This window comes from Amycolatopsis sp. cmx-11-12, assembly GCF_046269425.1.
In the GTDB taxonomy this organism is placed as follows: Bacteria; Actinomycetota; Actinomycetes; order Mycobacteriales; family Pseudonocardiaceae; genus Amycolatopsis.
In genome coordinates, this window is the sequence record NZ_JADNQM010000005.1 from 259955 (window position 1) to 285862 (window position 25908).

Below are 25908 nucleotides of genomic sequence, written 5' to 3' on the forward strand. Positions count from 1 at the left end.
GATCGTGAGTGGGTGGCGGGGAGTGAAGGACTCTTTCCCTACCTTCAGGGTAGGCAAGGAGGCCTTCACGGCCGGGTGACCGCGAGCAACTACCGCGCGATCACGACGATCTCCCGTTCCACGCGCGACAGCTTCTCGGGATTGCGCAGGTGGTAGGCGCCGGTGACGGAGCCGTTCTCGACTCGCACCGCCAGCACACCGTCGACGCGGATGAGCAGCCCAGGGCCACCGTTGATCTGTACCGGCTCGACCGACCTTTCCGCGTCGCGCTTCCACCAGCCGACGGCCAGCAAACGAGTCGGCCCGCAATCTGCGGCAGGCGGGCCGGAAAGCCGGGGTCGCCCGGATCACCGCGGCGTCCGTCATCGGCGTCGACAAGGCCACCGCCGGTTTCGTCGCCGCCAAGAAGGTGCACGAGGAGGAATTGCTCCAGCCCGGCTCCCTCCCCGCCCGCATCCTGCGTGCCGCGCAGTTCCACGAATTCGTCGGCCAGTTCCTGGACTGGCGGCAAGGCGACGTCGCCTACATCCCGGCCCTGCCCACCCAGCTCGTGGCCTGCCGCGCCGTGGCCGAGGAACTGGTCGACCTGGCCACCGACCCCGGCACGCCCGCACCGGGAACACCGATCCCCGAAATCGCCGGGCCCCGCAAGGAACCATGGCGGAGGCGGCCGGGCTCCTCGGCGCCCGCCGAGGCATCAAGGTCGTCGGCGTCGACGGCTCCGGCATGCCCGACGCTGAGATCGCCGCCAATGGTGGGTTCCTGCCCAGCCCGCACGCCAAGCTCGCGGGACCCACTTTCCAGGAGTGGCTCGACGCCCCGGAGCGGGACTTCTCTTGAGGGGTAAGGCAAACGTGGCGAGTGCACGCGTTCACTGGCCGTGAAGGGCCTCCTTGCCTACCCGGCCGAAGCCCTGAAAGCCAACCGAGTCGGCGGTTTCGCGTGACTGATGGGATGGCACGTGTGATCCGACGGACGCAGCCGGTCCCGCCGCGAGTCGTCCAGCTGGACACACGTGTCGTCCACTCACCAGATTGCGCGGATCAGCCGTGGCCATGCCGAACGCGGGTGCTGAGCCAGTCGGTGATGTCAGCGATCACTTCGGGGTCCACGTGGTGCGGATGTGCGTAGTCCTTGGGCAGTGATGGCCCGCTTCCGGGGAAGAACATGTGGTCGTCGGCGGCGTAGGTGCGAAATGTGACTTCCGGCCGGTCGGAGAGGCCCGCGCGCCATCCTGCGAGGTCGCCGTCGATCGTCAGCTGGTAGTCGCGCTCGCCTTGGCTGAAGAGCATGGGGAGATCCAGTTTCGCGGCGACCGTCACCGGATCGTAGGCGCGCATGTCCAGCCAATACGGTGCGGGCATCCCGAACGGCAGCTTCGCGGCGGGCGTGGCAGGGGAAAGATCCGGGCTGTCCACCAGTTTCGCGTGTTCGGTGGCGGCCTCGACGGTGGGCAGCAGTGCCGCGGTCGCTGGATCGACCTTCGTCAAATGTTCGATGACACGCACCATGGACCACTGCATCGGCACGGTGTCCCCGGCGAGAACGACAAGGCCCGCCACCGCGGATCCGGCGGCGGTGGCCACCCGCGGCGCGAACTTGCCGCCCATGCTGTGCCCGATCACGAAGACACGATCGTCGTCCACTGTCGGAAGTCCGCGCAAGATCTCGATGCCCGCGACGGCATGGGGAACGTATTCCTCGGTCGGCGTGAATTCCGGCGTGGCGGCGACCTGTTCGCGGTGCGCGTAGGTGACCTTGTCGAAACGCAGGATCGCCACACCGCGACTGGCCAAACCCCATGCGATGTCCTTCAGGTTCTTGTTCGGCCCAGCCGTGCCATCCCGGTCGAACGGCCCTCCGCCCCCGAGTAAGACAGCCGCCGGATGCGGACCCTCACCGTGGGGAAGAGTGACTGTGCCCGGCACGGCGAGAGGGCCCGATCCCACCGTCACTTCATGTTCATCGAACAGGGCCGGGTCCACATACTCCGGTGGCTGCCACACCTCGGGGTCCATCCTGTCCTCCAGTCCACGTTCTCAACTTTGAGAATGGTATCACAAGTGAGAACATTGGGTTCATGGATTCTCTGGAACTGCTGGCGCACCCGGTGCGGCTGCGGATCGTGCACGCTTTGTCCGGCGACCGGACATGCACGACCGCGCAGCTGTGCGCACACCTGCCCGACGTGTCGAAGGCGACCGTGTACCGGCACGTGGATCTGCTTGCCACCGCGGGTGTTCTCGAGGTCGCCGTCGAGCATCGTGTCCGGGGCGCCGTGGAACGGAGCTACCGTCTGCGCCGAGACCGCGCGATCATCGATGCCGAGGCACTGGCCGCGGCGAAGCCCGAGGACTACCGCGATGTCTTCGCCTTGGCCATGGTCACCCTGCTCGCCGAATTCAACACCTATCTAGATCGTGAAGACGCCGATCCCGTCGCCGATCTGGTCGGCTATCGGCAACACGCGGTCTGGCTCTCCCGTGACGAGGTCGCGGCCCTGATCGACGATCTGCGCGCGGCGATCCTTCCGCATCTGCGCAATCCGGCGACCCCCGGCCGTGCGCGGTATCTGCTGAGCCCGATCCTGTTTCCGGCGGGCGGCCAGGCCGACACATAGGCGTCAGGGTTGCAGCAGACGGACGAACACCGGCTCGCCGTAGTGAGTACGTTCTGTGCCGTGAAACCCGCAGCGACGCCAGAAACCTTCGGCGCCGCCGCCCTCGACCGGTACGACGCTGGTCTCCAGAGACCGCCATCCGCCTTGGTACAGCTCGTCCGCCAGCAGCTCGACGGCACGGCTGCCGACCCCGCGGCCCTGGTGGTCCGCGTCGACCATGAACCGGACCAGATGTGGGGTCCCGCTGTCGACCTCGACGAGTAAGACGCCGACCGGCTTGTCGTCGAGGTAGATGGCTCGCAGTATCGCGTCGGGCTCATAGTTGCCCTCGGCGATGGTGTAGGCCGCCGGTGCGACGAGGTGATGCTGGTTCTCGGCCAGACGGAGCTCGCAGACCGCGCGGACGTTCTCACGCGACAGCGGCCGTAGCAACACGGTCATTGCTCGAATGTATTACAACCTGATGGTGTGGCGGCTCTCGTCAGGGCGTGGGGGCCGCGACGAGAGCGTCGTCGAGGACCAGCGGTTGCCAATCGGCGGCGCCGGTCCGGCCGTGCCCCGGGTCGATACCGGTGAACACGCGTCCTCCGACCCGCACACGCACGTGGCGGGCGTGCCAATCGACCGCCGTGCGTTGCCGGACCCGCCCGGCGCACCGCCAGGACTGATCGGCGAACCGCACGACCGTGGAGTGCCCGTGGATCTGGCCGAAGGGGACGACACCGCGATGGCCCATCCAGGGTTCGTGCAGTGCCGCGCCCGATTCGGCCCACAGCGGACCCGCGCCGCCGTCGCGGCCGTGTTCACCGATTTCCCAGATCAACTCCGGGCGCTCGTTGAGCAACTCCGCGGTCTCGGTCGCCGACAGCGGTTCTCCCAGTCGTTGCCAGCAGTCGAGCGTCAAACCCGCGTGGGTGACCAGCAGTTCTTCGCCCTCGGCGGTGCGGACGGCCTCGGCCACCCGCAACCGTCCGTCGGCCCACCACTGCCGCAGCCGAGCCACTTCGCCCTCAGCGAGAGGCTCGCGCCAGAAGACGGCGCCGCCGGGCAGGTACTGAGCTTCGTGGTTCCCGGCGAGCTGGATCCATCGCCGCGCGTCCAGCAGTTTCGCCACGATGTCGAGCACCCCCGCGCTGTCCGGGCCGCGATCGACGAGATCGCCCACCTGGATCACGGTGAGATCCGGCGGAAGTCCTCCCTCGGTGGCGCCGAGCCAGGCCAAGGCCCGGCGCAGCTGATCCGGATGCCCGCCGACATCGCCGATGGCGGCGACTCTTCCCATCACCACCCCCGAGACAGCCGCGTCAGGAACCAGGCTACGGACTTTCGTGCTACTCCTGCGAATCAGCGAGCAGTTTCAGCGCGAGGGCTTTGAGTTCCGGACTCGCCGTCGCGGCATTTCCCGAGTCGAACGGCGGTTGCGGGTCGTATTCGACGGCGAGCTGGATACCGCGGGCGGTCTCCTCGTCGGTCAGAAGGGACGCGAGATAGAGAGCGAGGTCGATACCGGCGGATACGCCTGCCGCGGTGATGACCTTGCCGACCTGAACGTACCGCTCGGGCACATAGCGCACGCCGAAGGTCTTCTCCAGGTAGTCCGCCGAGGCCCAGTACGTGGTGGCCCGGTCGCGGAGCAAGCCTGCCGCGCCGAGGATCAGCGTTCCGGTGCACACCGACGTGGTCCATGTCGTGTGCCGGTGGATGCGGCGGATCCAGTCGAGCAGTACCGGGTTCTCCATGGCGGCGAGCGTGCCGCGGCTACCCGCACCCGGAACCAGCAGCACGTCCAGACGGTTCACCTCGGCCACCGACCGTTCCGCCAGCACCGCGACATCCCGGGTGTCCGTGCGCACCGGGCCGCGGTGTTGGGCGATCATCGTCACGGTCGCGTCGGGCAGCCGGGACAACACCTCGGCCGGGCCGGTCGGATCAAGCAGGCTGAAGCCGTCGTAGAGCAGCATGCCGATCTTCAAACCGTTGGTCTCCGCCTGAGCCGGACCGGTGGCGAGGCCGAACGCCGCGGCCGCCGCGACGCCGGTCAGTACTGTTCTGCGCGTGGTCTTCGCACTGTTCATGCCACGAAATTCTGGGGCGCTCAAGCGCCGATCGGGCGTGGCATGTCCGTCATCCTGCGAAGCGTGTCCCCGGTGAGCCCATAGTGGTGGCGGAACGCCGTTCGCAGGGTTTCCGCCGAGGCGAACCCGCATCGCCGCGCGACCGCGGAGAGCGGCAACGCGGTGGACCGCACCAGATGGGCGGCGGCTTCGGTCCTGGCCATCCGCACGGTTCTAGCCGGGGTGCTGCCCAAATGTGCGGTGAACAACCGGTTGAGGTGCCGGGCGGTGACCCCGGCCCGCGCCGCCAGCGCCGACGGGCTCAGGTCTTCGGCGAGATGCGCGGTGATGTATCCCAGCAGATCCCGCACGACCCGGTTGCCAGGCGGCGGGGCGGCCAGGAACGTGCTGATCTGTGCCTGATCGGCCGGGCGGTGCAGATAGGTCACCAGCTCGCGGGCGACCTCGCGGGCCAGTGTCGGACCGTGGTCGTCTTCGATCAGCGCGAGCGTGAGATCCAGCGCACTGACGACCCCCGCCGAGGTGAAGACGTTGCCGTCACGGATGTAGAGCGGGGCGGAATCCACTGTCACCGCGGGAAAAGCCGTGGCGAGCAGCTTGCCGTATCCCCAATGCGTGGTGACCCGCCGGTTGTCGAGCAAACCGGCGGCCGCCAGCACGAACGCACCCGTGCACACCGAGGCGACCCGCCGGCTTCGTCCGGCCAGCCGCCGCACCTGCGTCAGCAAGCGCTCGTCCGCCGCGGCCGCATCCGTCCCCGCGCCCCCGACCACGAGCATCGTGTCCATCCGCCCGGACACCTCGGCCAGCCGCCGGGCGCCGGCGAGCATGATCCCCGACGAACTCCGCGTCGTCCGCCCGTGAACCGTGGCCAGTTCGACGACATAAGGCGGTGCGGCGCCGTGCGAGTTCGCGATCTCCAACGCCCCGCTGGGGCAGGCCACATCGATGATCTGTGCGTCGTCGAACGCGACGATCACCACTCGGCGCGCCGGTTCCGCTTCAGCTCCCACACGGAGAATCGTCTCACCAAACCGATCCGCGGCGGCGTCACTTGCGAGGTCTAGTGCTCTGAGTTCGTGCGTCGGATCAAACCCCGCAATCACGTGCTCAGAGCCGTATCTCACGTGCTCAGAAGCGGATCTCGCGAGTTCGGCCTTCCAGTACGCGAGATCCGCCTCCAAGCACGCGAGTCACGGCTCTGAGCACGCGAGTTCGACGAACGGGGCCACCGTGCTTACCCGCGTACTTACGACACGAACATCGGACTCGAGGCACTAGACGGCGGCGTGCTTCCCGCGAGGGACGTCGTCGGCCGCCTGGTCGAGGATGCGGTTCGCGACCCGCTCCAGCGCCGCGTACAGGTCTTCGTGGCCCTCCGTGCCCCAGTCCTGGAGCCGTTCGGCGAGCCAGTCCTTCCAGGCTTGGATGAGCTTGCCGAGTTCGGCCCGGCCCGCCTCGGTCGTCGCCCAGCCGCCGCGCCGATAGGTGAGGTGCCCGGTCAGTTCCAGCTTCGCGAAGGCCGGTTCGAAGACCTCGGGTGGGATGCCGTGACGCTCGCCGATCGCCGTCAGCGACGTCGGCTTGTCCCGCCGTTCCCGCAGCCGCACCTGTCCCACGCACCACAGCCCGCCGCGGTCCAGCTCACAGCCGGACCTGGCCGCGATCCTCGCCGTCGCGGCCCGCCCTTCGCGGGCCAGCAGCCTGCCGACCGCGCGTTCGAGATCCTGGTCGCGGTCGCTCGGGTCCGGCATCGCGAAGCCGTCGCCGATGTCCTGTGCGCCGGCGCGCGCGGTGTCGCGCAGCGGAACCTCTTTGAGGAAGAACGCCAGCACCAGGGCCACGAGCCCGACCGGCGAGGCGTAGAGGAACACCGAGTGCAGGGAATCGCTGTAAGCCTGGACGTAGGGGAGTGACACCGATTCGGGCAGTTGGTGCAGCCCGCTCGGGACCTGCACGATCCGCGGGTCGACCCCTGGCGGCAGCGGGTGTTCCGCGGTCGCCTTCGCCATGTTCGGCGCAAGCTGGTTGGCGTAGATGGTGCCGAAGATCGCCGCGCCGAACGAGGAGCCCATGGACCGGAGGAACGTCACCCCGGACGTCGCCACACCCAGGTCACGGTAGTCGGCGGTGTTCTGCACGACGATGACGAGAACCTGCATGCTCAGCCCGATCCCCAAACCGAGCACGGCGAAGTAGAGCGACATCTCCCAGAACCCGCTCGTCGGCGTCAGCCGGGAAAGCAGGTACAGGCCGAGCGTCAGCCCGGCCCCGCCGAGGATCGGGAAAATCTTGTACCGCCCCGTTTTGCCGACCAGGTTGCCCGCGATGACGCCCGCCACCAGGAGTGCGATCACCATCGGCAGCATCCGGACACCCGAATCGGTCGCCGAGATCCCGTGCACGTACTGCAGGTAGGTCGGCAGGTACGACAGCGCGCCGAGCATCGCGAACCCGACGACGAAACTCAGGACCGCCGACACCGTGAACACCGGATTCCGGAACAGCCGCATCGGCAGAGTCGGTTCCTTCGCCCGTTTCTCCGCGAAGACGAACAACACCAGCAGGACCACCGAGCCGATCGACATCCCGATGATCGTCGGCGAGTCCCAGGCGTATTGCGTGCCTCCCCAGCTGGTGACGAGGGTGAGACCGGTCGCGGCGAGCCCGATCAGCGCGATGCCGAGGTAGTCGATCACCGGTTTGGCGACCGCCTTGACCGACGGCATCACGCTCGCCGTCACGATCAGGACGAGCACCGCCACGGGGATGTTGACGTAGAACGCCCATCGCCACGACAGATGGTCCACGAACAGCCCGCCCAGCATCGGGCCGAGCACCGTGACGACGCCGAAGACCGAACCGAGGACACCCTGGTACTTGCCGCGTTCACGCAGCGGCACCACGTCGGCCACGAGCGCCGTCGCCGTGACCATCAGGCCGCCCGCGCCCAGGCCCTGGACGGCCCGCGCCACGATCAGCCAGATCATGTCGTCCGCGAACCCGCAGAAGAACGACCCGCCGGTGAACACGATCACCGACAGCTGGAACATCAGCTTCCGGCCGAACAGGTCACCGAGCTTCCCCACGACGGCGGTCATGATCGTCTCGGCGAGCAGGTAGGAGGTGATCACCCACGACAGATGCCCGCCGCCACCGAGATCGCCGACGATCGTCGGCAACGCGGTACCCACGATCGTCTGGTCCAGCGCGGCGAGCAGCATGCCGAGCAGGACCGCAGCGAAGATCGCGTTCACCTGCTTGCGGCTCAGCTCGGGCGGGGCGCCACCCGGCCGGACGGCGTCCACGATCGTGGCCATCGAACCTCCTTGCCTCAGGCTCAAACCTAGGTGCCCGAGGTGGGCTGCTCCACTGTGGACGATCACTCGTTCCGGTGATCCGCGGGCGGTCTCTGGGAGAATGAGACCGTGCGCAGCAATGAGATCCAGTTCGACCGCCGGATGCGCGGAGACCTCGGAGTGCTCGAGGTCGTCCCTCGTATCGACGACACCGATGCCGTGGTCGTTGGGTAAGCGCCCAGTCTGACCCACGGGTAGATGGGTGATGTTGCCTATCGCGGATGCGGCCATGCGGCCGAACGGACCGTGTCACTCACACAGTCCCTCAATCGCCGCCACGTCCGCCCTCAATAACCCGAATCGCCACGCACGCCCCCGCGTGCAGCAATGACTCAACCGGCGCTCTCGCCGGAGTGTTGACAGAATTCTGCCCATTTCACCCGCCTTACCGTCGCAGCCCGCACAGCTGGAGTTTGAGGTATGGCAGGTGATCGTGGAGGCCGAGGGGCAGTGCTCCAGGAGCGGCCCTGACACTGGGTTAGGGTCCGGGCTGTGGAAAGTCTGTTCCTGACCCGGGTGCTGGGTGTGCTGCGGGCCGCCGGTGACGAAGCGCTGTTCGTGCAGGATGACCAGGTGACCAGCTACGAGCAGGCGCTCGACCTGCTGTTCCGGTTGTACGCGGGGTTGGCCGAGGGAGGGGTTGTCGCCATCGACGTGGGCAACCGACCGGAGACCGTTCTCCTGCAAGTCGCCGCACAACTCCGGGGTTCCACGGTCCTGCTCGTCGCCGCTTCGGCGAGCCTGCCGGATCGGCTCGCGGCGGTGTCGGCGGCCGGGGTCACGACGCTGGTGACCGATCAGGTGACAGGGTGGCCCGGCGGTGACACCCGGGTGATCGCGCTCGACGAACTCATGGCCCGCGAAGGTACCGAGCCGTCCACACTGCCGGCGTCGGTCACCGTCATCTTTCCCACCGGGGGAACCACCGGGGCGCCGAAACTCATCCGGCACAGCGGGATCTATGACGGGATGGCGCATATCTTCGCGCCGGATCCGGCGGGGCCGGGGCGCACGCTGCTGATCGCGCCGATGACGCATATGACCGGGAACGCCACCGTGCTGGGGGCGATCCTGCGGCGGGAAAGCGTGGTGCTGCAGAAGGGCTTCGACGCGGGCGCGGTACTGGACGCGATCACGGAACACCGGATCACCTCACTGTCGCTCACGCCCGCGCGGTTGGCGGCGGTGCTCGATCACCCGGCCATGGCGTCGACCGATGTCGACAGCGTGCGGCAGCTTTCGCTGGGGGCCGCGCCGCTTCCGCCGCGACGGCTGCGTCAGGCGCTCGACGTGTTCGGGCCGGTGGTCGGGCAGGGCTACGGGCTCACCGAGGCGCCGATGATCGCGAGCATCTCCGCGGCGGAACTCGACGGCCGGCCGGAGCGGCTCGAATCCGTGGGCCGGATCGTGCCGGGTATGGAGGCGCGGATCAGCGACGGCGAGGTCCTGGTGCGCGGACTGTCCATGATGGACGGTTACCACGGTGCACCGCCGATCGGGGACGGATGGTTGCGGACAGGCGATCTCGGCCGGTTCGACGACGAGGGGTATCTGTACCTGCTGGACCGCGCGAACGACGTCATCATCACTGGCGAGCACGGCACGAAGGTATTCTCGACCGTGGTCGAAAACGCGCTCGCGCGGCATCCGCTGGTCCGTTCGGTGGCCGTATTCGGTGTCCCGGGTGAAGGAGGCGAGGGGGAACGGGTGCACGCCGTGGTCGTGCCGGTTTCTTCAGGCGCGCTGTCGGCCGACGAGATTCGGGCGCACGTCAGGGAATTCTTCGGACGTGAGCATTTCGTACCGTCCGATGTGGACTTCATCAACGCGTTGCCGCTGACCGCGATCGGCAAGGTCGACAAGCGGGCGTTACGCGCGCCGTTCTGGACGGGACACGATCGTCACATCGCCTGACCGAGGGGCACGCCGATGACTGCGGCGGAGGGTGAACGAGGCCGGTTACCGACGGGCCGGGCCCGCCCGGTCATCGCCGTCGGCGGGGAAGCTGTGGCCACCACCGGAGAGACACCTGATGACAAAAACGCGCACGTGGTCCGGCCGGACCACGTGCGCCCGATGCCGTGCGGTGACACCAGCGCCATCCATTCGAGGGTGCCTGGTGTCGCGTGATCAGACGGCGGTTACGCGTGATCAGGCGGAGATCTCGCGTGTTTGGACGGATGGCACTCGGCGGAATCCGGCCGCGGGTGTGTCGTCCCTCCAGTCACGCGAGATCGCCGTCCAGTCACGTGTAAGACCTGCAGGATCACGCGACACCAGCGCCTGGTCACAGCACCTGGTTCGCCGATCCCTGGTTGAGGTAGGCGAGGACGTCCTGACGTCCGACGATGCCGATGGGTTTGCCGTCGGCGAGGACGAGTGTCGCGTCCGCTTGCCGGAGAATCGTCATGGCCGAGTCGATGGGCTCACTCACACCGACCGTCGGCAGCGGGGGATCGAGGTGCATGCCGACCGGGTCGGACAGCGCGGCTTTCCCGGCGAAGACGGATTCGAGGAGATTCCGTTCGCAGACCGAACCGGTGATCTCGCCCGCCATCAGCGGTGCTTGCCCGTTGGCGACGGCGAGCTGGGAGATCTCGTATCGGCGCATCAGCTCGACGGCCTCGGCCAGGGTCTGGTCCGGGCTCGCGTGGACGAGGCCTGGGATGGCGTCGCCCCTGGCCTTCAAGACGTGCGCGATGGAGTCGTCGGTGGACGCGGAAGTACTCCCGAAACCGTGTCGCGACATCCAGCCTTCATTGAAGATCTTGGACAGGTACCCACGCCCACCGTCGGGGAACAACGCCACGATGAGACCGTCGGAGGGAGCCCGCGCCACGACACGAGCGGCCGCCGCGGCGACCATTCCGCTCGATCCGCCGACCAGGAGGCCTTCCTCACGAGCGAGCCGCCGGGTCATGGTGAACGATTCGGCGTCGGACACCATCAGGATGTCGTCGCAGATGTCGCGGTCATAGGTCTCCGGCCAGATGTCCTCGCCGACACCTTCCACCAGGTAAGGGCGGCCCGCGCCGCCGGAATACACCGATCCCTCGGGATCCGCGCCGATGATTTCGACCTTCCCGCCGGACTTTTCCTTGAGGTAGCGGCCGACTCCGGAAATCGTACCGCCCGTTCCGATACCCGCGACGAAATGTGTTATGCGTCCTTCGGTCTGCTCCCACAGTTCCGGCCCGGTCACCTCATAATGACTGCGGGGGTTTTCCAGATTGGCATATTGATTCGGTGCCCAGGCGTTCGGCAGTTCGGCGGCGAGACGGGCCGACGTGCTGTAGTAGGAATCGGGATGGTCCGGTGGCACCGCGGTCGGGCAGACGACCACCTCGGCGCCATAGGCGGCGAGCACGTCACGTTTGTCCTGGGAGACCTTGTCCGGGCAGACGAAGACACACCGGTAGCCGCGGCGCTGCGCGATCAGCGCGAGCCCGACGCCGGTGTTCCCCGACGTCGGCTCGACAATCGTGCCGCCGGGCCGCAGCGCACCGGAACGCTCGGCGGCGTCGATCATCCTGGCGGCGATACGATCCTTGACGCTGCCACCCGGGTTGAAGTATTCGACTTTCGCCAGCAGTAGTGGCGCGTCTTCGCTTCTCGGGCCGATTCTGACCAGTGGGGTGTCGCCTATCAATTCGGTGACGTGCTCGGCATAGTGCACTTTCGACACTCTCTTTCTGCCACGGTCCGCGATGGGATCGCGGTGACGGTTCGATCAGGCAAGACCAAGTCCGCCTGCGACGGTGAGAATCTGCCCGGTCAATGCCTGTGGTTCCGCCCCCGCCAGAAAGAAGACCGTTTCGGCGACCTCTTCCGGCCGCACGAGTCTGCCGGTGGGGACACGGGAGAGATAAGCCGCGAGAGCCTGATCGGCTGCCGGGGAGATGGTGCCGAGCACGTCGTCACGCACGCCGCCGTCCACGAGCGCCGGCGCGACCGCGTTGCACCGCACGGAAAGGCCGGCCCTGGCGCAATGGAGTGCCACGGACGTGGTGAGGTGTGCGACCGCGGCTTTCGCCGCCCCGTAGGCGATCATTCCCGGTGTCGCGTTCGCCCCGGCCGTCGAGCCGATGTTGACGATGCTCACCGGATTCCGTGGCGTCCGCGCGATGATCTCGCGGCAGCCGAGCCAGCTGCCGATCACGTGCGTGTCGAACAGTTCATGCCATTGCCCGGGTGTCGCGGTGAGCACCGTCTGGTCGGTTCCTCCCAGCGCGCCTGCCGAATTCACCAGTACGTCCAGGTGCCCGTGCTCGTCGACGATCCGGTCGACGACCGACGCCCACGACTGAGGGCTGGTCACGTCGTGCGCCGACCCGCCTTCACCAGGGTTCCTGCCGGAACGGACGACGATCGCGCCGGCGGCGGACAACCGATCGGCGATCGCGGTGCCGAGCGCTCCGAAGCCGCCCGTGACCAGCGCGACGCGGCCGTGCATCGGTCCGCTGGTGGGAGTCGCGGTCATGACGCCGCCTGCACGACGGTGCGGGCCCGCAACCGGGCGATCGCCTCGGCCAGCATCGGCGCCGACTTGCACAACGCGAACCGCACCAGCCTGCTCGTCTCCTCGGATGGGTCGCCGGCGAAGAACGCCGCGACCGGCAGCGCGGCGACACCGTTGTCCGGCAGCATCCGCAGGCACCAGTCGTTGGCGTCGGTACCGACGTCCGCGACGACGTAGAAGGTGGCGGTCGGCAGATATGTCCGGAGTCCCATCCCGTCGAGCGCACCGGTGAATTCGTGTACCCGTTCCCGCAGATCGCCGGTGACGTTCCGCTTGAGGGCGGGGAATCCACCACCGGACAGAACATCGGCCACCGCGAGTTGCAGTGGAACGGCTGGGCAGAACGTCACGAACTGATGGCGGGCCCGGATACGCCGGGTGAGGCCTGGTCCGGCGACAGCCCAGCCGATCCGCCAGCCGGTCACCGCGAGCGTCTTCGACGCGGACGAGATCTTGATGCGGAGTTCCGGGTCGGCGACCGCCTCGAGCACGCCGCGATGGTTCGTGCCGTCGAGCATGAGCTGCTCGTAGGTTTCGTCCGAGACCACGACGATGCCGTGTTCGGCCGACATCGCCGCTATCGCCGCCCACTCCGACTCCTCGAGCGCGCGGCCCCAGGGATTCCACGGGCTGTTGACCACGATCGCCTTCGTCCGGCTGCCGCACACCGACGCCAGCTGCGCGAGTTCGAGCCTGCTCTCCGGGGTGGGCAAGGCGACGGAACGGATCGTGCCGCCCGCCGCCTCGATCACCGGGCGGTACTGCTCATACGCGGGTTCGAGCAGCACCACCTCCCCGCCGTCCACCAGCAGCGCGGTCAGTGCGCAGAAGATCGCCTCTGTCGCGCCTGCCGTCACGGTGATCTCGGTTTCCGGGTCCACCACGGTGTTCTCCAGATCGGCGATACTCCCGGCGAGCGCCGCGCGGAGTACGGGGTGGCCCGCACTCGGCGCGTACTGATGCTCGACGCCACCGCCGATCCGGCTCAGCGCGTCGAGCACGGCGGCAGGCGGCCCGTGATCGAAAACGCCCTGCGCCAGATTCAGCGAACCGTGCTCGGCCGCCTTTCTGGACAGCGTGATGAAAATGGATTCCCGCTGCCCAGCGTTCTCGTTGGAGGTGGGGCTAGAGGCCATCACCAGACTCCCGGTTCTCGGTCCGCGCTGCTTGTTTCGTTGTCTTTCGTCGTCCCAGATACAGGTGGATCGCCAGTGCGGCGAGCAACGTCACCAGGCCGTAAAGGCTGCGCCAGCCGGACTGGATCAGGCTGAGCACCATGACCACCAGCAGGATGGCGTTGAGCCCGGAGCGAACGGTCAGGCCGCGGACGCGCAGGTAGGAGAGGATGCACAGCGCGTACATCAGGATGAAGATGGCGCTCGCCGTCGCCAGCGCGTCCACGACGATGGCCGGGAAGATGGCCAGCACCGCCAGCACGACCGTGAACAACGCCGCCAGCAGCGCCAGCGCACGGCGTGGAGTCCCGGCGGAATCGGTCACCGCGAACCGGACGGGCAGCAGCGAGCGGCTCGACGCGTCGACGATCAGCTTCGACAGGCCCCACACCCAGGACACGGCGTTGAGCACCATCGAACCGAACGCGATCACGGTGACCGCGATCAGCGCGACCCGCCGGGGCTCCAGATCGCCGGCGAGCTGAAGCAGGCCGGTGACCTCGTCCACCTCGTTCAGCGGGATCCGGAACGCGATCGCGAGGGTCAGCAGAATGGTGAACACGCCGTACACCGTCAAGGCGATGACGCTCACCGGAAGGAAATCGCGTTTCGGGTTCCGGAATTCGCGGCTGAGGAAGGTGAGGTTCTCGAACCCCGCGAACGCCCAGAACGCCAGCACGACGGTGGGCAGCAGCACGTTCAACACGGTGCTGTCCGGAATCACCGTCTCGACGCCGTACCGGACCCGGGACAACGCCGAGACGAGCAGGACGACGGCCATCGCGATCAGCGCCCAGGTGCCGATCTGCTGGACCCGGTTGCTCGTCCGGACACCCGCCAGATTGAAGCCGAGCGCCAGCAGCAGCACGGCCGCCGCGGTGATCACCAGCGCGGGTCCAGAGCCGAAGGCCTGGCTGACGTACCTGCCCGCGACGAGTGATCCCGCCGGCAGCCCCACGACCACCAGCGCCAGGAACATGGCCGGGACACAGCGGGCGAGCGCGTCGCCGAGGCCGATGCGCACGAAGGCTTCGATCCCGTCGCCTGCCGGGTTGGTCCGCACCATGTCCTCGAACATCAGCAGCATCGGCACGCAGAGCAGCACCGACGTGACCCACACGATCAGGACGTTCGAGCCTGCCTCGACGTAGACCGCGGACGGGAGGAACAGGATTCCGGCGCCCGCCACCGATCCGATCGCCAGCGGAATGGCCTGACGACGGGTCAGACCAGCGGACGTGGCGCCTGCCGTGCCTTGTTCTTGACTCACACATTCTCCTCACCCCAGGTGATCAATCGGCCTCGGTTGAGGATCCCACGGGGATCAAACAAATGTTTCAGCTGCCGCATCATTCCTATCTCGTCGGCCGATCTGGTGTAGGACAGGTAGTCGCGTTTCTCGAATCCGACGCCGTGCTCGGCGGAGATGGACCCGCCGTCGTCCGCGACCACGCCGTACACGATGTGCTCGACCTCGGGTTTGCGGTTCCGGTCGCGTTCCCCGGTCGCGACGGCGATGTGCACGTTGTCGTCACCCAGGTGGCCGAAGACCAGCAGCTTGGCGGCAGGCCATCGTTCGGTGACCTTGGCGCGCATCCGCGCGATCGCGTCCTCCAGCCGGGTGGCAGGCAGGCTCACGTCGAAGCCGAACAGCGGCTGCATCCGCAGCACTTCACTCGGAATGCGCTCACGCGCCGCCCACAACGGCGCCAGTTCGGCCGCGGTGCCGGCGACCGCGGTGTCCAGTAGCCGATCGTCGAGCCGGGCAAGGCAGTCGACGAGCTTGGCGGACAACTCCCCGGTGTCGGTGCCCTCGCATTCCACGAGCACGTAGAGCGGGTAGCCGAACGGGAGCGGCAGCCGCAGGCCGGTGCCGTCGAGGACCTCGTAGGCATCGGACCACATGACTTCGAAGGCGGTGACCGCGCCCGCCATGGTCTGTCGCAGGGTGGTCAGCAGTGCGAGCGCGGCATCGACGTCGCGCACCGCGCAGAAGGCGCCCGCTCGTGCGGGCATCGCCGGTTCCAGTGCCAGGGTCACCGAGGTGACCACGCCGAGCACTCCTTCGCTGCCGATGAACAGCTGCTTGAGGTCCATGCCCGCGTTGTCCTTGACCAGCGGGGTGGACAGCGTCGTCAGGCGGCCGTCGGCGAACGCCACCTCGAGCGACCGGACATGCCTGCGGGTCATGCCATGGCGGACGACGTTGACCCCGCCCGCGTTCTGCGCGACACAACCGCCGAGTGTCGCGCTGTCCCTCGACGCGAGATCGATCGGCACGGTGAGCCCGTGCTCGCGGGCCAGCCGTTGGGCGTCGCCGAGCACCGCACCCGCCTGTGCGACCAGCGTCTGCGCCGCGACGTCCACCCGCATCCCGGTGAGCAGCTCGGTGGACAGCACGACCTCCGTCCGCGCGGGCACGCCGCCGGATACCAGCCCGGTCATCCCGCCCTGCACCACCACGGGCTGGTGGTGCGCGTGGCAGAACTCGAGCACCTGCGCGACCTGCCGCGCGGTGGCCGGGCGGACGACGAGCTCGGCCTGCCCGACCCGATCGCTGCCCCAGAGGTCCTGGACATGCCTTGCCGGAACGTCTTCGCCGCTGAGCACGTTGGCCTGGCCGACGATGTCCGCGAGCTTCTCGTGGTGGACGGCGGCGGACTGCTCATCGTGCGTCGGCATGGCGCTCACGCTTTCTCTTGTGCGGTAGCGGTTTCCCTTGCCGGAACGGTGTTGGCGTGGCCCGCGGCGAGGCTCGTGGAGACGTGCAGCAGGTAACCTTCTGGCCCGGCCGCGAGCGCCCGGCGCACCGCGGGCAGGACGTCGCCCGGCTGCTCGACCCGTTCGGCCGGCATGCCGAACGCGCTCGCCCACGAGACCAGGTCCGGCGTGCGCAGGCCGGTCGCGCAGTCCCGGTCCGGGAACTTCCGCAGGCCGTGCTGATGGATCGTCCCGTAGGAGCTGTTGTCCGCGACGACGACGATCGGGCACCGGCCCGAGGCCATGGCCGTGGCCAGCTCGTTCCCGGTCATCAGCAGTCCTCCGTCGCCGACCACCGCGATCACCGTGCGATCGGGTGCCGCGCGGAGTGCGGCGACGGCGGCGGGCACGCCGAAACCCATCGCGCCGTTCTCCAGCGCCACCAGCCATCGGTCCTCTCCCACCCGCAGGTACCGGTGCACCCAGCTGGAGAAGTTGCCCGCGTCGAGGGTGACGATCGCCGGACTGCGCAGTTCGCCGTCCAGCGCGCTGATGACGGTGGCGAAGTCGAGGCCATCCGGATACGGCGTGCTGGTGGCCATCGCGTAGGCGTTCGCCTGCGCGCGCCATCCCTCGGTCCAGCCCGGTTCGAGGTGACCGGTCGGCAGGCCGGCGTCGAGGAGTTCGCCGAGCACCGCGCAGGCGTCCGCGCGGTGCCATTCGTCCGGGACGGACGGTTCCTCGGGATGCACGACGATCATCGGCACGCCTTGCCATCCGCCGGTGCACACCTCGTCCGGCAGCTGGCCGAGCAGCACGACCAGATCGGCCTCGGCGAGCCGCTGCCGCAGGGCGGCCGGACTGCCGAGGTGTACGTGGCCGCCATAGGCCGCGGCGTGATTGTCGAGCAGATCCTGCTGCTTGTTCCCGAGCAGCACCGGCGCCGCACCCGTCGCCGCCAGCTCACGGACCAGTTCGTGGGCAGGTTTGTCCGAACGGGATAGGCGGAGTTGATCGCCGAGTACGAACACCGGCCGCCGAGCGAGGCGCAGAGCAGCGAGAACCCGTTGCGAAGCGGCCGCGGATTCGAGGGTATTTCCCTGCGACGGCAAGAAATCTGGGCTGGTTTCGGCTCCCCACAGATCCTCGGCCACCACCAGCACGACCGGCCGTACCGGCGGCCCGGTCAGCGCCAGGCGCGCGCGGCGTAGCTGCTCGCCGAGACCATCGGGGGTGATGGTGATGACCTCGGCGTGAGCGCCGAACATGCCGTGCGGGTCACTCGGCTGAAACGCCAGGCGCGGGTCGGCGCCGTGGTCGATGTCGCCGACCACGACGACCATCGGCACCCGCGCGGCCGCCGCGGCGTCGACCGCGATCGCGACGTTGCAGGCGCCGGGCGCGCGGTTCACCGCGACCGCCGCGGGCCTGCCGGTGAGTCGGCACGTGGCGAGGGCCATAAAGCCGGCACCGGCCTCGTGCCGTACCGCGACGGTGGTGAGATCGTGCTCCCCGGCGTGCGCCAGCAACGGCAGGAACGCCTCGCCCGGCACGGTGAACAGTTCGGCGCAGCCGAGTTCGGTGGCCAGCCAGGTGCACAGCGCGGAGACGATCGTGGGTGGCGCGGTCGTGCTCATGGGGTGTTCGTCAGCGACGGGTGCCGGAATTCGCCCGTCGCTTGTTCCGGTGGCCAGACCACGACGGCTTTGTCCACGCTGTCGCCGACATTCTGATAGTGCATGAGCGCGATCTCCGGGCTGTTGTGGTGACCGGTTCCCGTCGACGGCCCGAATCGCACCTGTCCACGCCAGGTGCGGAAACTGCCCGATTCGAGTGCGGCGTGCAGCGAGGACCGCGAGCTGGATCCGGCGAGCGCCGCGGCCTGGGCCAGCACGGTGATGTCGGTGAACGCGTTGAGCGCGTTGTCCGCCGGGTAACTGCCGAATTCCGTCCGGTGCGTTTCGGCGAACCAGCGGCCGATCGGCGTGAGACCGGGCCAGTCGGGGCTGAACCGCGTCGCGGGCCAGGTGACACCCGCACCGGCGTCACCGGCCAGCTTCCAGTAGTCCGTCGAACGCATCGGGAACGGGAAGCAGGCCATCATCGGGATCTTCGGCAGCAATCCGCAACGGCGGGCCGATTCGACCACCATGTAGTTGGTGCGCACCACTCCCGCGTTGATCAGCACATCCGGCGCGAAATCGGCGGCCTCGGACAGCGGGGCGTCGAGATCGGTGACGCCGTCCTGCTCGAAGTCGGCACGGAACACCTCCAGCCCCGGGATGGTGTCGAGGAAAACCTCGATGACCGTGTCCGCGAGGCTCTGTCCGAACACCGTGTCGGCCGCGATCACCGCGACCCGCTTCCAGCCCCGCGACTCGGCGAAGCCCGCCATCAGCGGCGCGCGGTCGGCGATCGAGAAATAGGTGCGGAACAGCTGCTTGCGGCCGGTGGTGACGGTGTTGTGGCCGTTCTCGATGAACGTCGGCACGCCCAGCCGTTCGGCCAGATCGGCGACGACCGGCGTGGTGCGCAGGTGCCACTGCCCGACGACCGCGCTGACCTCGTCGAGCAGGACCAGCTTGGCCATTCCGCCCGCCGCCGAGCGCGACATGTGCTCGACGTGCGCGGTCTGCTGATCGTTCTCCAGCAGCAGGCGCACCTGCCTGCCCGAGAACTGGCTGGGGTTCTCGCTGACATAGCGGGCACCGAGCACGGCGCCCCGTACCACCAGTTCGCCAGCCGTCGGGTCTCCTGGCAGCGTCAGCGGAGTCAGCACGCCGACCGGCATCGCGGTCCCGCGGAGGGTCGAGTTGTGGGCGTCGACAAGGGCGTGCGCCCGGGCGGCATGGTCGGACGGCGTGGCGATATCGGCGGTGGTCATGGTGCTCCTTCGTTGCGGCTACAGCGCGAACCGTCGGGAATAGGGGGCGGTCGCACGGGCGAGCACCACGCTGTCCAGGCCGTATTCCTCTGGGGTGTACCGGTGTGTGCCGTGGCTGCCGCGGCTGTTCCGGCCGAGGTAGTCGCGGACCGCGGCCAGGAAGTCGTCATCGGCGTCGAGTTCGAGGAACGCGCACGCCCGCAGGACGGTGGCGACCGGATCCGCGGTGAGATCGCGGAAGCGGATGTCGAGGACCGGCCGACCGCCGAGCAGGTCCGCGCGATCGGTGGCGAGCGCGTCCGTGAGCGGCACGATGCGGTTGCGCCATTGGTCGCCGATCTCACCGAGGTCGACGTGGTCGGAACGGGCCTTGCGGACCGACCGGCACAGGCTCGCCGTCGACGCGATCGCCTCGACCGGGTCGCGGTGCAGGTGGATGTACCGGACGCCGGGGTAGGTGCGGGTGACCGCGGGCAGATACCACGTGTGGAACGGGCATTTCAACACCGGCGTCAGCGGCCCGCCCTCGGCGTCGGTGTGCCCGCGCATCAGGAGTTCCAGTTGTCTGCGATGTTCCGCGTAGGCCTCGTGGTGGTCCTGCCGGTGCAACCAGTCGCCGTAGGACGGTACCCGGTAACGCATTTCCAGCACCATGCTGTGGAAGGTGTTGGCAAGGAGCCGATGGCACTCGTCGGGGAGATCCGCTTGCAGGTAATGGATCGACGCGAAATCCGGCGACTTCGCGTTGTACTCGTCGACGTATGCCTGCGCCTTCTCGATCGCTTGTGGATGCCGTGCCGGATCGGATCCGGCGATCGCCGGCTCGGCGAGTTCCCACAACGCGGGCCCGTGCAGCCGAGGGTGCAGGTTCAGCAGGTTGTGCAGCAAGGTGGTGCCGGTGCGCAGCATGCCGATGACGACAACCGGGCTTTCGACCGGCGGCGGCGGATCGGCCGCCCTTGCCGCGGCGACGTCGGCGAGGATCTCGACGCTGTGCCGCACGGCGCCTGCCACGATCTCGGCGTCGCCCGGTCGCAGCCGCGCCTCTTCCGCGAGGCTGTCAGTGAAGCGGGCACGGGCCTCGGCGAACAGGTCGGCGGCGGCTGGCGTCTGGGCGGAGATGCGCGGTGAGGTCACCACGGGTGAGGCCACCGAGGTGACGACGAGGTCGCGTGGGACGTCACCCGCGGCGAGGTCGTGCAGGTTGTCGAAGAAGCCTCGGGCGACTTCCAGCGCCTCGTCGGGAAAGGCGAATCCACAGTGCGGGGAGACGATGAGACCGGGGACGTCCCATGCCTCGTCGTCCGGCGGCAGCGGCTCGGTGGCGTGCACGTCGAGGAAGGCGCCACGGATGCGCCCGTCCCGCAGACCGCGGTAGAGCGCGCCGACATCGATCGAACCGGCCCTGCCGACGTTCACCACCACCGCGTGCGGCGGTAGCGCGGCCAGCGTGTCCGCGCTGACCAGGCCTTCGGTGGCCGCGGTCGCGGGCAGGCAGCAGACCACCACGTCCAGGGCGTGCGCGTATCCGTCGAGTTCCGTGGAGGCCACCGTTTCGACCGCCCCGGAGACGGCGGGAACGCCGGTGCGGGTGAAGGCGACGCAGCGCGCGCCCAGCGCGGTGAGCCGCCGGATGACGGCGGTACCGATCCGGCCCGCACCGAGCACGCCGACCGTGGATCCGGACAGCATTCGCGACGGGGCGCCGAACCACACTCTGTTGTTGGGCCGTTCGCCGAGCCCGGCGATGTCCTTGAGGCAGGCGAGTATTCCGGTCAGCGCGTATTCGGCGACCGGCTCCACCGCCACTCGAGGCGAGTTGGTCACCAGCACGTTGTCGCGCAGCCCGGTCGTGGGCAGGTGATCACTGCCGGTGCCGGTCAGGTGCAGCCAGCGCAGGTTCGGCAGGCTCGCGAGCGCGTCCGGCGGGAAATGGAAGCCGATGATCGTGTCGATGTCCGGCAGACCGGGGATCTCCGCCTGCCGCGCTGGGGCGAGGGCGGCGGGCGAATCCACCAGTCTCGCCGACACCCGGTCGCCGAGCGCCTTCAGCAGCGCCGGCCCCATCGTGGCGTGCGAGATCAGCACGGTCGGCCGCTCGACCCAGGGTTCGGCTCCGGTCACGAGCCGCTCCGGCGGAGGGCGAGCAGCGTGCTCACCGGATCCGGGTCGGCGGCCGCCGTCAGCCTGGTGATGGCATCACAGTTCCGGGTGATCGTGTCGCCGATCCACTCGCGCAGCCACTGCCGGAGCTGGGCGGGCGGCAGATCCGAGGGCGCGACGCCGGTGAGCACGCAGCCGGTGACCGCGGCGCCGCCGACGTTGACCACCACGTCGGGCAGCACACAGACACCGGCCTTGTGCAGGGCCGAGCGGGCGCCCGGGGTGCAGCTCATGTTGCCGCCCTCGACGATGAAGTCCGCGCGCACGCGGGACACCGCGGACTCATCGATGGCGGAGGCGCCCGCCGCGAGGATCGTGATGTCGGCCGGGACGTCGAGCCATCGCTGGGCCGAGGAGTCCGAGCAGCGCACGCTGCCCGGCAATCCCGAACGGTCGACGGTGCCGGCGGCGTCGGTCGCGGCGAGCAGTGCGGGAATGGGGAGACCGGCCGGATCCTCGATGGTGCCCTCGATGTCGGCGATCGCGACCACCGAGTGCCCGTGCTCGGCGAGGAATGCCGCCGCCGCCCGCCCGACGGTGCCGAAGCCCTGCACTACAACGCGTTGCGGGCCTTCTCGGCCCGCCGCCGTGAGTGCGGTCAGCGTCGCGATGCCGACGCCGTAACCGGTGATGTCGGTCAGGTCGTGCCAGAGTTCCCGCCAGTCGACCTGGAGCCGCGCGGCTCCGGCCCGGTTGCGCACGTCGTAGCCCGCGGCGGCGAGGAACAGGTCGCGGTCGGCGTGGGTAGTGCCCTGGTCGCAGCCGAGGTAGATGCCGCCGTGCAGCAGCGGGGCCACCGAGGAACCGAACGCGCGCAGCACCCGGTCGCGGTCGGTGACCTGGCCGTGTGGCCGGATTCCCGCTTTCGCGCCACCGATGGGCAGGCCGGCGAGGGCCAGCTTGACGGTCATGGCCCGCGCGAGACCGGCCACCTCCACCTCGGTGACATCGCGAGTCATCCGGGTCCCGCCCATGGCCATGCCGTCGACCATGGAATCCACGACGACCCAGGCCTCGGTGTCGCAGCCGGGCAGCCCCAGCCGGGTCGACGACAGCGGCCCGGTATCAGCGTCTGCGGATGGCTTCTCGTTCAGGATCGAAGTCGTCAACCGTCGTCACATCCTTCGGAATGTATGGCCACCGAAAACGCTCGCCGACGAGTAATCGATGGCGAGAAGGAATCGGCAATGCTGCCGGGCAGCGCACAGTGAATCAGTGTGCTTTCTGTCCGACCGGGCACAGGAAACAAGGAATAATAATGGTTCATGGATTATGATGACAGACCTGGTGATCGTGGTACGGCGATAATTCAACCGGCCGATACGCAGCAATACAAGGCCTGACGCAAACACCCCAGTTCCGCTTCCTGCGGACTGACTCCCACCCTATGGGCGGGCTGGTGGATTTTCAAGGCGTGAGATAGATGATTCACCGTGTCACACGTCTGGAGTAGCGGGGCAAAGCAGGTACCTCGGATTATCCCCCCGGTGGAGCAATGAAAATGTTGATCACATCGGTAATACATCGGTGAGATCGCGCGTACATCAGCCACATAGGCGTCATCCTATGTGGTGGTATGCAGGCCTCGTCTTGGAACCACAAGATTCTCTACTTTTGTTTCTTGACACTTCCGACGCGTGCCGACAACAATCCGCACCATGCATGTTCCGAATTTGATGGGGGAGGCTTCGGCTCGTGTCCATGACGGTCTGGCTCACTGGGTTGCCTTCGTCCGGAAAATCGACGATCGCCACCGATTTCGCGAAGAGGATGAAAGGGGCATATCCCACTGAGGTGCTCGATGGGGACGTGGTGCGCCGGGAATTCTTCCCCGAACTCGGCTACAGCAAGGAGGACCGGACCGAGAACGTGCGCCGCATCGGTGCCATGGCGGCGCTGCTCGCCCGGCACGGCGTGATCGTGGTCGTCCCGGTCATCGCGCCCTACCAGGAAGCGCGTACCCAGGTACGGCGGCGACATGAGGAGCAGGGAATCGATTTCATCGAGGTTTTCGTAGACGCGGACCTCGAAACCTGCATGAATCGTGACGTCAAGGGGCTCTACCAGCGCGCTCGCTCCGGCGAGATCTCCGGGCTGACCGGGTACGACGATCCGTACGAGCCACCGGAATCCCCAGCACTGCACCTGGAAACGGCGCGTACACCACTGGAATCCTGCGTGGATCGGCTGGACACGCTGGTGCGTCTGCGGATGGAGCGGCGCCCATGACCATCGATTCGGTCCGGTCACGGGAACGAGCCGAACGCGGCGACGCCGATGCGCTGGACGTGCTGGAAGACGAGGCGATCCACATCTTCCGCGAGGTGGCGGGCGAATTCGAGCGTCCGGTGATCCTCTTCTCCGGCGGCAAGGACTCGACCGTTCTCGTGCATCTGGCCGTGCGCGCCTTCCGGCCGGCACCGGTCCCGCTGGCGTTGCTGCATGTCGACACCGGCCACAACTTCCCCGAGGTACTCGACTTCCGTGATCGCGTCGCCGAGGAGTTCGGGCTTCGCCTGGAAGTGGCCCGGGTGCAGGACTGGATCGACGACGGCCGGCTCACCGAACGTCCGGACGGCACCCGTAATCCGCTGCAAACGGTGCCACTGCTGGATTCCATCGCGCACTATCGGCACGACGCCGTGGTCGGCGGCGGGCGCAGGGACGAAGAACGCTCACGGGCCAAAGAGCGGATCGTCAGCCTTCGCGACTCCTTCGGACGCTGGGACCCGCGCAAGCAGCGACCGGAGCTGTGGGACCTCTACAACGGACGGCACGCTCCGGGCGAGCACGTGCGGGTGTTTCCGCTGTCGAACTGGACCGAACTCGATGTGTGGCGCTACATCGCCCGTGAGGAGATCGAAGTCCCCGCGCTCTACTACAGCCATCGGCGCGAGGTCTACCGGCGCGACGGCATGTGGATGACGGCCGGGCCGTGGGGCGGTCCGGGGCACGGGGTGGACACCGAGATCCGCTCGGTGCGATACCGCACGGTCGGCGACGGTTCCTGCACCGGCGCGGTGCTGTCCGAGGCCGCCGACATCGAAACGATCATCAAGGAAGTCTCCGCCAGCAGGTTGACCGAGCGGGGTGCGACCCGTGCCGACGACCGGATGTCGGAAGCGGCGATGGAAGACCGCAAACGAGAGGGCTACTTCTGATGGAGTTGCTTCGTTTCGCCACCGCCGGCAGCGTCGATGACGGCAAGTCGACCCTCGTCGGCAGATTGCTCTTCGAGACCAAGTCCGTGCTGGCCGACCAGCTCGACGCGGTCGAACGGGTCTCGGTGGATCGTGGACTGTCCACACCGGACTTGTCCCTGCTCACCGACGGCCTGCGCGCCGAGCGGGAACAGGGCATCACCATCGATGTGGCCTATCGCTACTTCTCCACGCCACGACGCAGCTTCATCCTCGCCGACACCCCCGGGCATGTGCAGTACACCCGCAACACGGTGACCGGTGCGTCCACCTCCCAGCTCGCGGTCATCCTCGTCGACGCTCGCCACGGCGTGGTCGAGCAGACCTACCGGCACACGGCGCTGCTCGCCCTGCTCCGGGTTCCCCGGCTCGTGCTGGCGGTGAACAAGATGGACCTGGTCGGCTACGACGAGGCCGTGTTCGACGCCATCGCAGCTACGTTCGCCGACCTGACCGCGACATTCGAGTACCCGGCCGAGGACGTCGACGTTGTGCCGGTATCCGCGCTGGACGGCGACAACGTGGTGGTGCCCTCGGCGCGGATGCCGTGGTTCCGCGGGCCTACTTTGCTGCACCTGCTGGAATCCACGCCGATCCCGGCGCCGGAACTCACCCAGCCGCTGCGGATGCCGGTGCAGTACGTCGTGCGACCGCGCACCGGTGAGCACTCCGACTATCGCGGCTATGCGGGCCGGATCAGCGCGGGAACAGTGCGTGACGGAGACGAGGTGGTCATCCTGCCGTCCGGGTCGCGCAGCTCGGTCCGCCACGTCGACACCTCGCACGGCCGGGTCGACTCGGCGGGCGCCGGACGCAGTGCGACCCTCGTCCTCGACGACGACATCGATGTGGCCAGGGGCGACCTCATCGTCGGCGCGGACGGTGCGACAGCGCCGACGCTGCGTTCGGATTTCGAAGCGACCCTGTGCTGGCTTTCCGACCGCCCGCTCGACAAGGGCGCGAAGTTGCTGGTGCGCCACGGAACTCGCACGACCCCCTGCGTCGTGACCGCGTTGCACGGCTGCGTCGACATCAGGACCGCGACGACCGTTCCGGCTGATCAGCTGGCCATCAACGACATCGGACGGGTCAGCATCCACACCGCGGACCTGCTGCCGCTGGAGCCGTACGCGCTGAGCCGGGCGACCGGCGGCTTCCTGCTCATCGATCCGGTGTCCGGCAACACCTTGGCGGCCGGTCTCGTCGCCTGAGG

Annotated in this window: 22 protein-coding genes; 6 read left to right on the forward strand and 16 right to left on the reverse strand. The window is 68.1% G+C overall.

The window, feature by feature from the left end; genetic code table 11:
• Window positions 1-89 precede the first annotated feature (89 nt).
• Entirely contained in the window at window positions 90-293 is a 204-nt protein-coding gene (locus tag ACLARN_RS09410; protein WP_409490923.1) for a hypothetical protein, read from the reverse strand.
• Window positions 294-657: 364 nt separating this feature from the next.
• Between ACLARN_RS09410 and ACLARN_RS09415 the strand changes: the two genes are divergently transcribed.
• Window positions 658-840, forward strand: a complete 183-nt coding sequence (locus tag ACLARN_RS09415) for a hypothetical protein (RefSeq protein ID WP_409490924.1) — start codon at window positions 658-660, stop codon at window positions 838-840.
• 203 nt (window positions 841-1043) lie between these two features.
• On the opposite strand, the gene ACLARN_RS09420 is transcribed toward ACLARN_RS09415, so the two are convergent.
• The gene (locus ACLARN_RS09420; RefSeq protein ID WP_409490925.1) at window positions 1044-1781 is read right to left on the reverse strand and encodes an alpha/beta hydrolase family protein; all 738 of its coding nucleotides are present in this window, start codon (window positions 1779-1781) and stop codon (window positions 1044-1046) included.
• Between the two features lie 299 nt (window positions 1782-2080).
• On the opposite strand from ACLARN_RS09420, the gene ACLARN_RS09425 reads away from it, so the two are divergent.
• On the forward strand, window positions 2081-2620 hold the full coding sequence (locus tag ACLARN_RS09425) for a helix-turn-helix domain-containing protein (protein ID WP_409490926.1): 540 nt from the start codon (window positions 2081-2083) through the stop codon (window positions 2618-2620).
• 3 nt (window positions 2621-2623) lie between these two features.
• Here the strand turns inward: ACLARN_RS09425 and ACLARN_RS09430 are convergent, their stop codons facing one another.
• The 5 genes from ACLARN_RS09430 to ACLARN_RS09450 all read right to left on the reverse strand — a co-directional run bounded on the left by ACLARN_RS09430 (window position 2624) and on the right by ACLARN_RS09450 (window position 8015).
• Window positions 2624-3061 carry a GNAT family N-acetyltransferase gene (locus ACLARN_RS09430; RefSeq protein WP_409490927.1) on the reverse strand — a complete coding sequence of 146 codons (438 nt, stop codon included), beginning with the start codon at window positions 3059-3061 and terminating at the stop codon, window positions 2624-2626.
• A 40-nt stretch (window positions 3062-3101) separates the two neighbouring features.
• Window positions 3102-3902, reverse strand: coding sequence for a metallophosphoesterase (locus ACLARN_RS09435; protein ID WP_409490928.1), 801 nt, complete (start codon window positions 3900-3902; stop codon window positions 3102-3104).
• Window positions 3903-3951: 49 nt separating this feature from the next.
• A complete protein-coding gene (locus tag ACLARN_RS09440; RefSeq protein WP_409490929.1) occupies window positions 3952-4695 on the reverse strand; it encodes a DJ-1/PfpI family protein in 744 nt (247 codons plus the stop codon).
• A 20-nt stretch (window positions 4696-4715) separates the two neighbouring features.
• Window positions 4716-5678 (reverse strand): GlxA family transcriptional regulator, encoded by a 963-nt coding sequence (locus ACLARN_RS09445; RefSeq protein ID WP_409491016.1) that lies wholly within the window; start codon window positions 5676-5678, stop codon window positions 4716-4718.
• 294 nt (window positions 5679-5972) lie between these two features.
• Complete coding sequence (locus ACLARN_RS09450) at window positions 5973-8015, reverse strand: MDR family MFS transporter (RefSeq protein ID WP_409490930.1); 2043 nt, start codon at window positions 8013-8015, stop codon at window positions 5973-5975.
• A gap of 531 nt (window positions 8016-8546) precedes the next feature.
• Between ACLARN_RS09450 and ACLARN_RS09455 the strand changes: the two genes are divergently transcribed.
• Window positions 8547-9968, forward strand: coding sequence for an AMP-binding protein (locus ACLARN_RS09455; protein ID WP_409490931.1), 1422 nt, complete (start codon window positions 8547-8549; stop codon window positions 9966-9968).
• Window positions 9969-10341: 373 nt separating this feature from the next.
• Here ACLARN_RS09455 and ACLARN_RS09460 read toward each other — a convergent pair whose 3' ends face one another.
• From ACLARN_RS09460 to ACLARN_RS09500, 9 genes are read right to left on the reverse strand one after another with little or no spacing between them, the layout of a single operon-like run.
• Window positions 10342-11730 carry a cystathionine beta-synthase gene (locus ACLARN_RS09460; protein WP_409490932.1) on the reverse strand — a complete coding sequence of 463 codons (1389 nt, stop codon included), beginning with the start codon at window positions 11728-11730 and terminating at the stop codon, window positions 10342-10344.
• 54 nt (window positions 11731-11784) lie between these two features.
• Window positions 11785-12534 (reverse strand): SDR family NAD(P)-dependent oxidoreductase, encoded by a 750-nt coding sequence (locus ACLARN_RS09465; protein WP_409490933.1) that lies wholly within the window; start codon window positions 12532-12534, stop codon window positions 11785-11787.
• Window positions 12531-13709 (reverse strand): pyridoxal phosphate-dependent aminotransferase, encoded by a 1179-nt coding sequence (locus tag ACLARN_RS09470; RefSeq protein WP_409490934.1) that lies wholly within the window; start codon window positions 13707-13709, stop codon window positions 12531-12533. Before ACLARN_RS09470 ends, ACLARN_RS09465 begins: the two co-directional genes overlap by 4 nt.
• The gene (locus tag ACLARN_RS09475; RefSeq protein WP_409490935.1) at window positions 13699-15018 is read right to left on the reverse strand and encodes an APC family permease; all 1320 of its coding nucleotides are present in this window, start codon (window positions 15016-15018) and stop codon (window positions 13699-13701) included. Before ACLARN_RS09475 ends, ACLARN_RS09470 begins: the two co-directional genes overlap by 11 nt.
• Complete coding sequence (locus ACLARN_RS09480) at window positions 15015-16430, reverse strand: FAD-binding oxidoreductase (RefSeq protein WP_409490936.1); 1416 nt, start codon at window positions 16428-16430, stop codon at window positions 15015-15017. The genes ACLARN_RS09475 and ACLARN_RS09480 overlap by 4 nt, the downstream gene beginning before the upstream one ends.
• Before the next feature lie 5 nt (window positions 16431-16435).
• Window positions 16436-18085, reverse strand: a complete 1650-nt coding sequence (locus ACLARN_RS09485; protein ID WP_409490937.1) for a thiamine pyrophosphate-dependent enzyme — start codon at window positions 18083-18085, stop codon at window positions 16436-16438.
• Window positions 18082-19332, reverse strand: coding sequence for an ABC transporter substrate-binding protein (locus tag ACLARN_RS09490; RefSeq protein WP_409490938.1), 1251 nt, complete (start codon window positions 19330-19332; stop codon window positions 18082-18084). Before ACLARN_RS09490 ends, ACLARN_RS09485 begins: the two co-directional genes overlap by 4 nt.
• An 18-nt stretch (window positions 19333-19350) precedes the next feature.
• Entirely contained in the window at window positions 19351-21456 is a 2106-nt protein-coding gene (locus ACLARN_RS09495; RefSeq protein WP_409490939.1) for an NAD(P)-dependent oxidoreductase, read from the reverse strand.
• The gene (locus tag ACLARN_RS09500; protein WP_409490940.1) at window positions 21453-22604 is read right to left on the reverse strand and encodes a Glu/Leu/Phe/Val dehydrogenase dimerization domain-containing protein; all 1152 of its coding nucleotides are present in this window, start codon (window positions 22602-22604) and stop codon (window positions 21453-21455) included. Before ACLARN_RS09500 ends, ACLARN_RS09495 begins: the two co-directional genes overlap by 4 nt.
• Before the next feature lie 592 nt (window positions 22605-23196).
• Here ACLARN_RS09500 and cysC point away from each other — a divergent pair.
• The 3 genes from cysC to ACLARN_RS09515 are packed head-to-tail and all read left to right on the forward strand — an operon-like array spanning window position 23197 to window position 25906.
• On the forward strand, window positions 23197-23724 hold the full coding sequence (cysC, locus tag ACLARN_RS09505) for an adenylyl-sulfate kinase (RefSeq protein WP_409490941.1): 528 nt from the start codon (window positions 23197-23199) through the stop codon (window positions 23722-23724).
• Window positions 23721-24656: a sulfate adenylyltransferase subunit CysD gene (gene cysD / locus ACLARN_RS09510; protein WP_409490942.1), complete on the forward strand. Its 936-nt coding sequence runs from the start codon at window positions 23721-23723 to the stop codon at window positions 24654-24656. The genes cysC and cysD overlap by 4 nt, the downstream gene beginning before the upstream one ends.
• Entirely contained in the window at window positions 24653-25906 is a 1254-nt protein-coding gene (locus tag ACLARN_RS09515) for a sulfate adenylyltransferase subunit 1 (protein ID WP_409491017.1), read from the forward strand. Before cysD ends, ACLARN_RS09515 begins: the two co-directional genes overlap by 4 nt.
• Window positions 25907-25908: the final 2 nt, after the last annotated feature.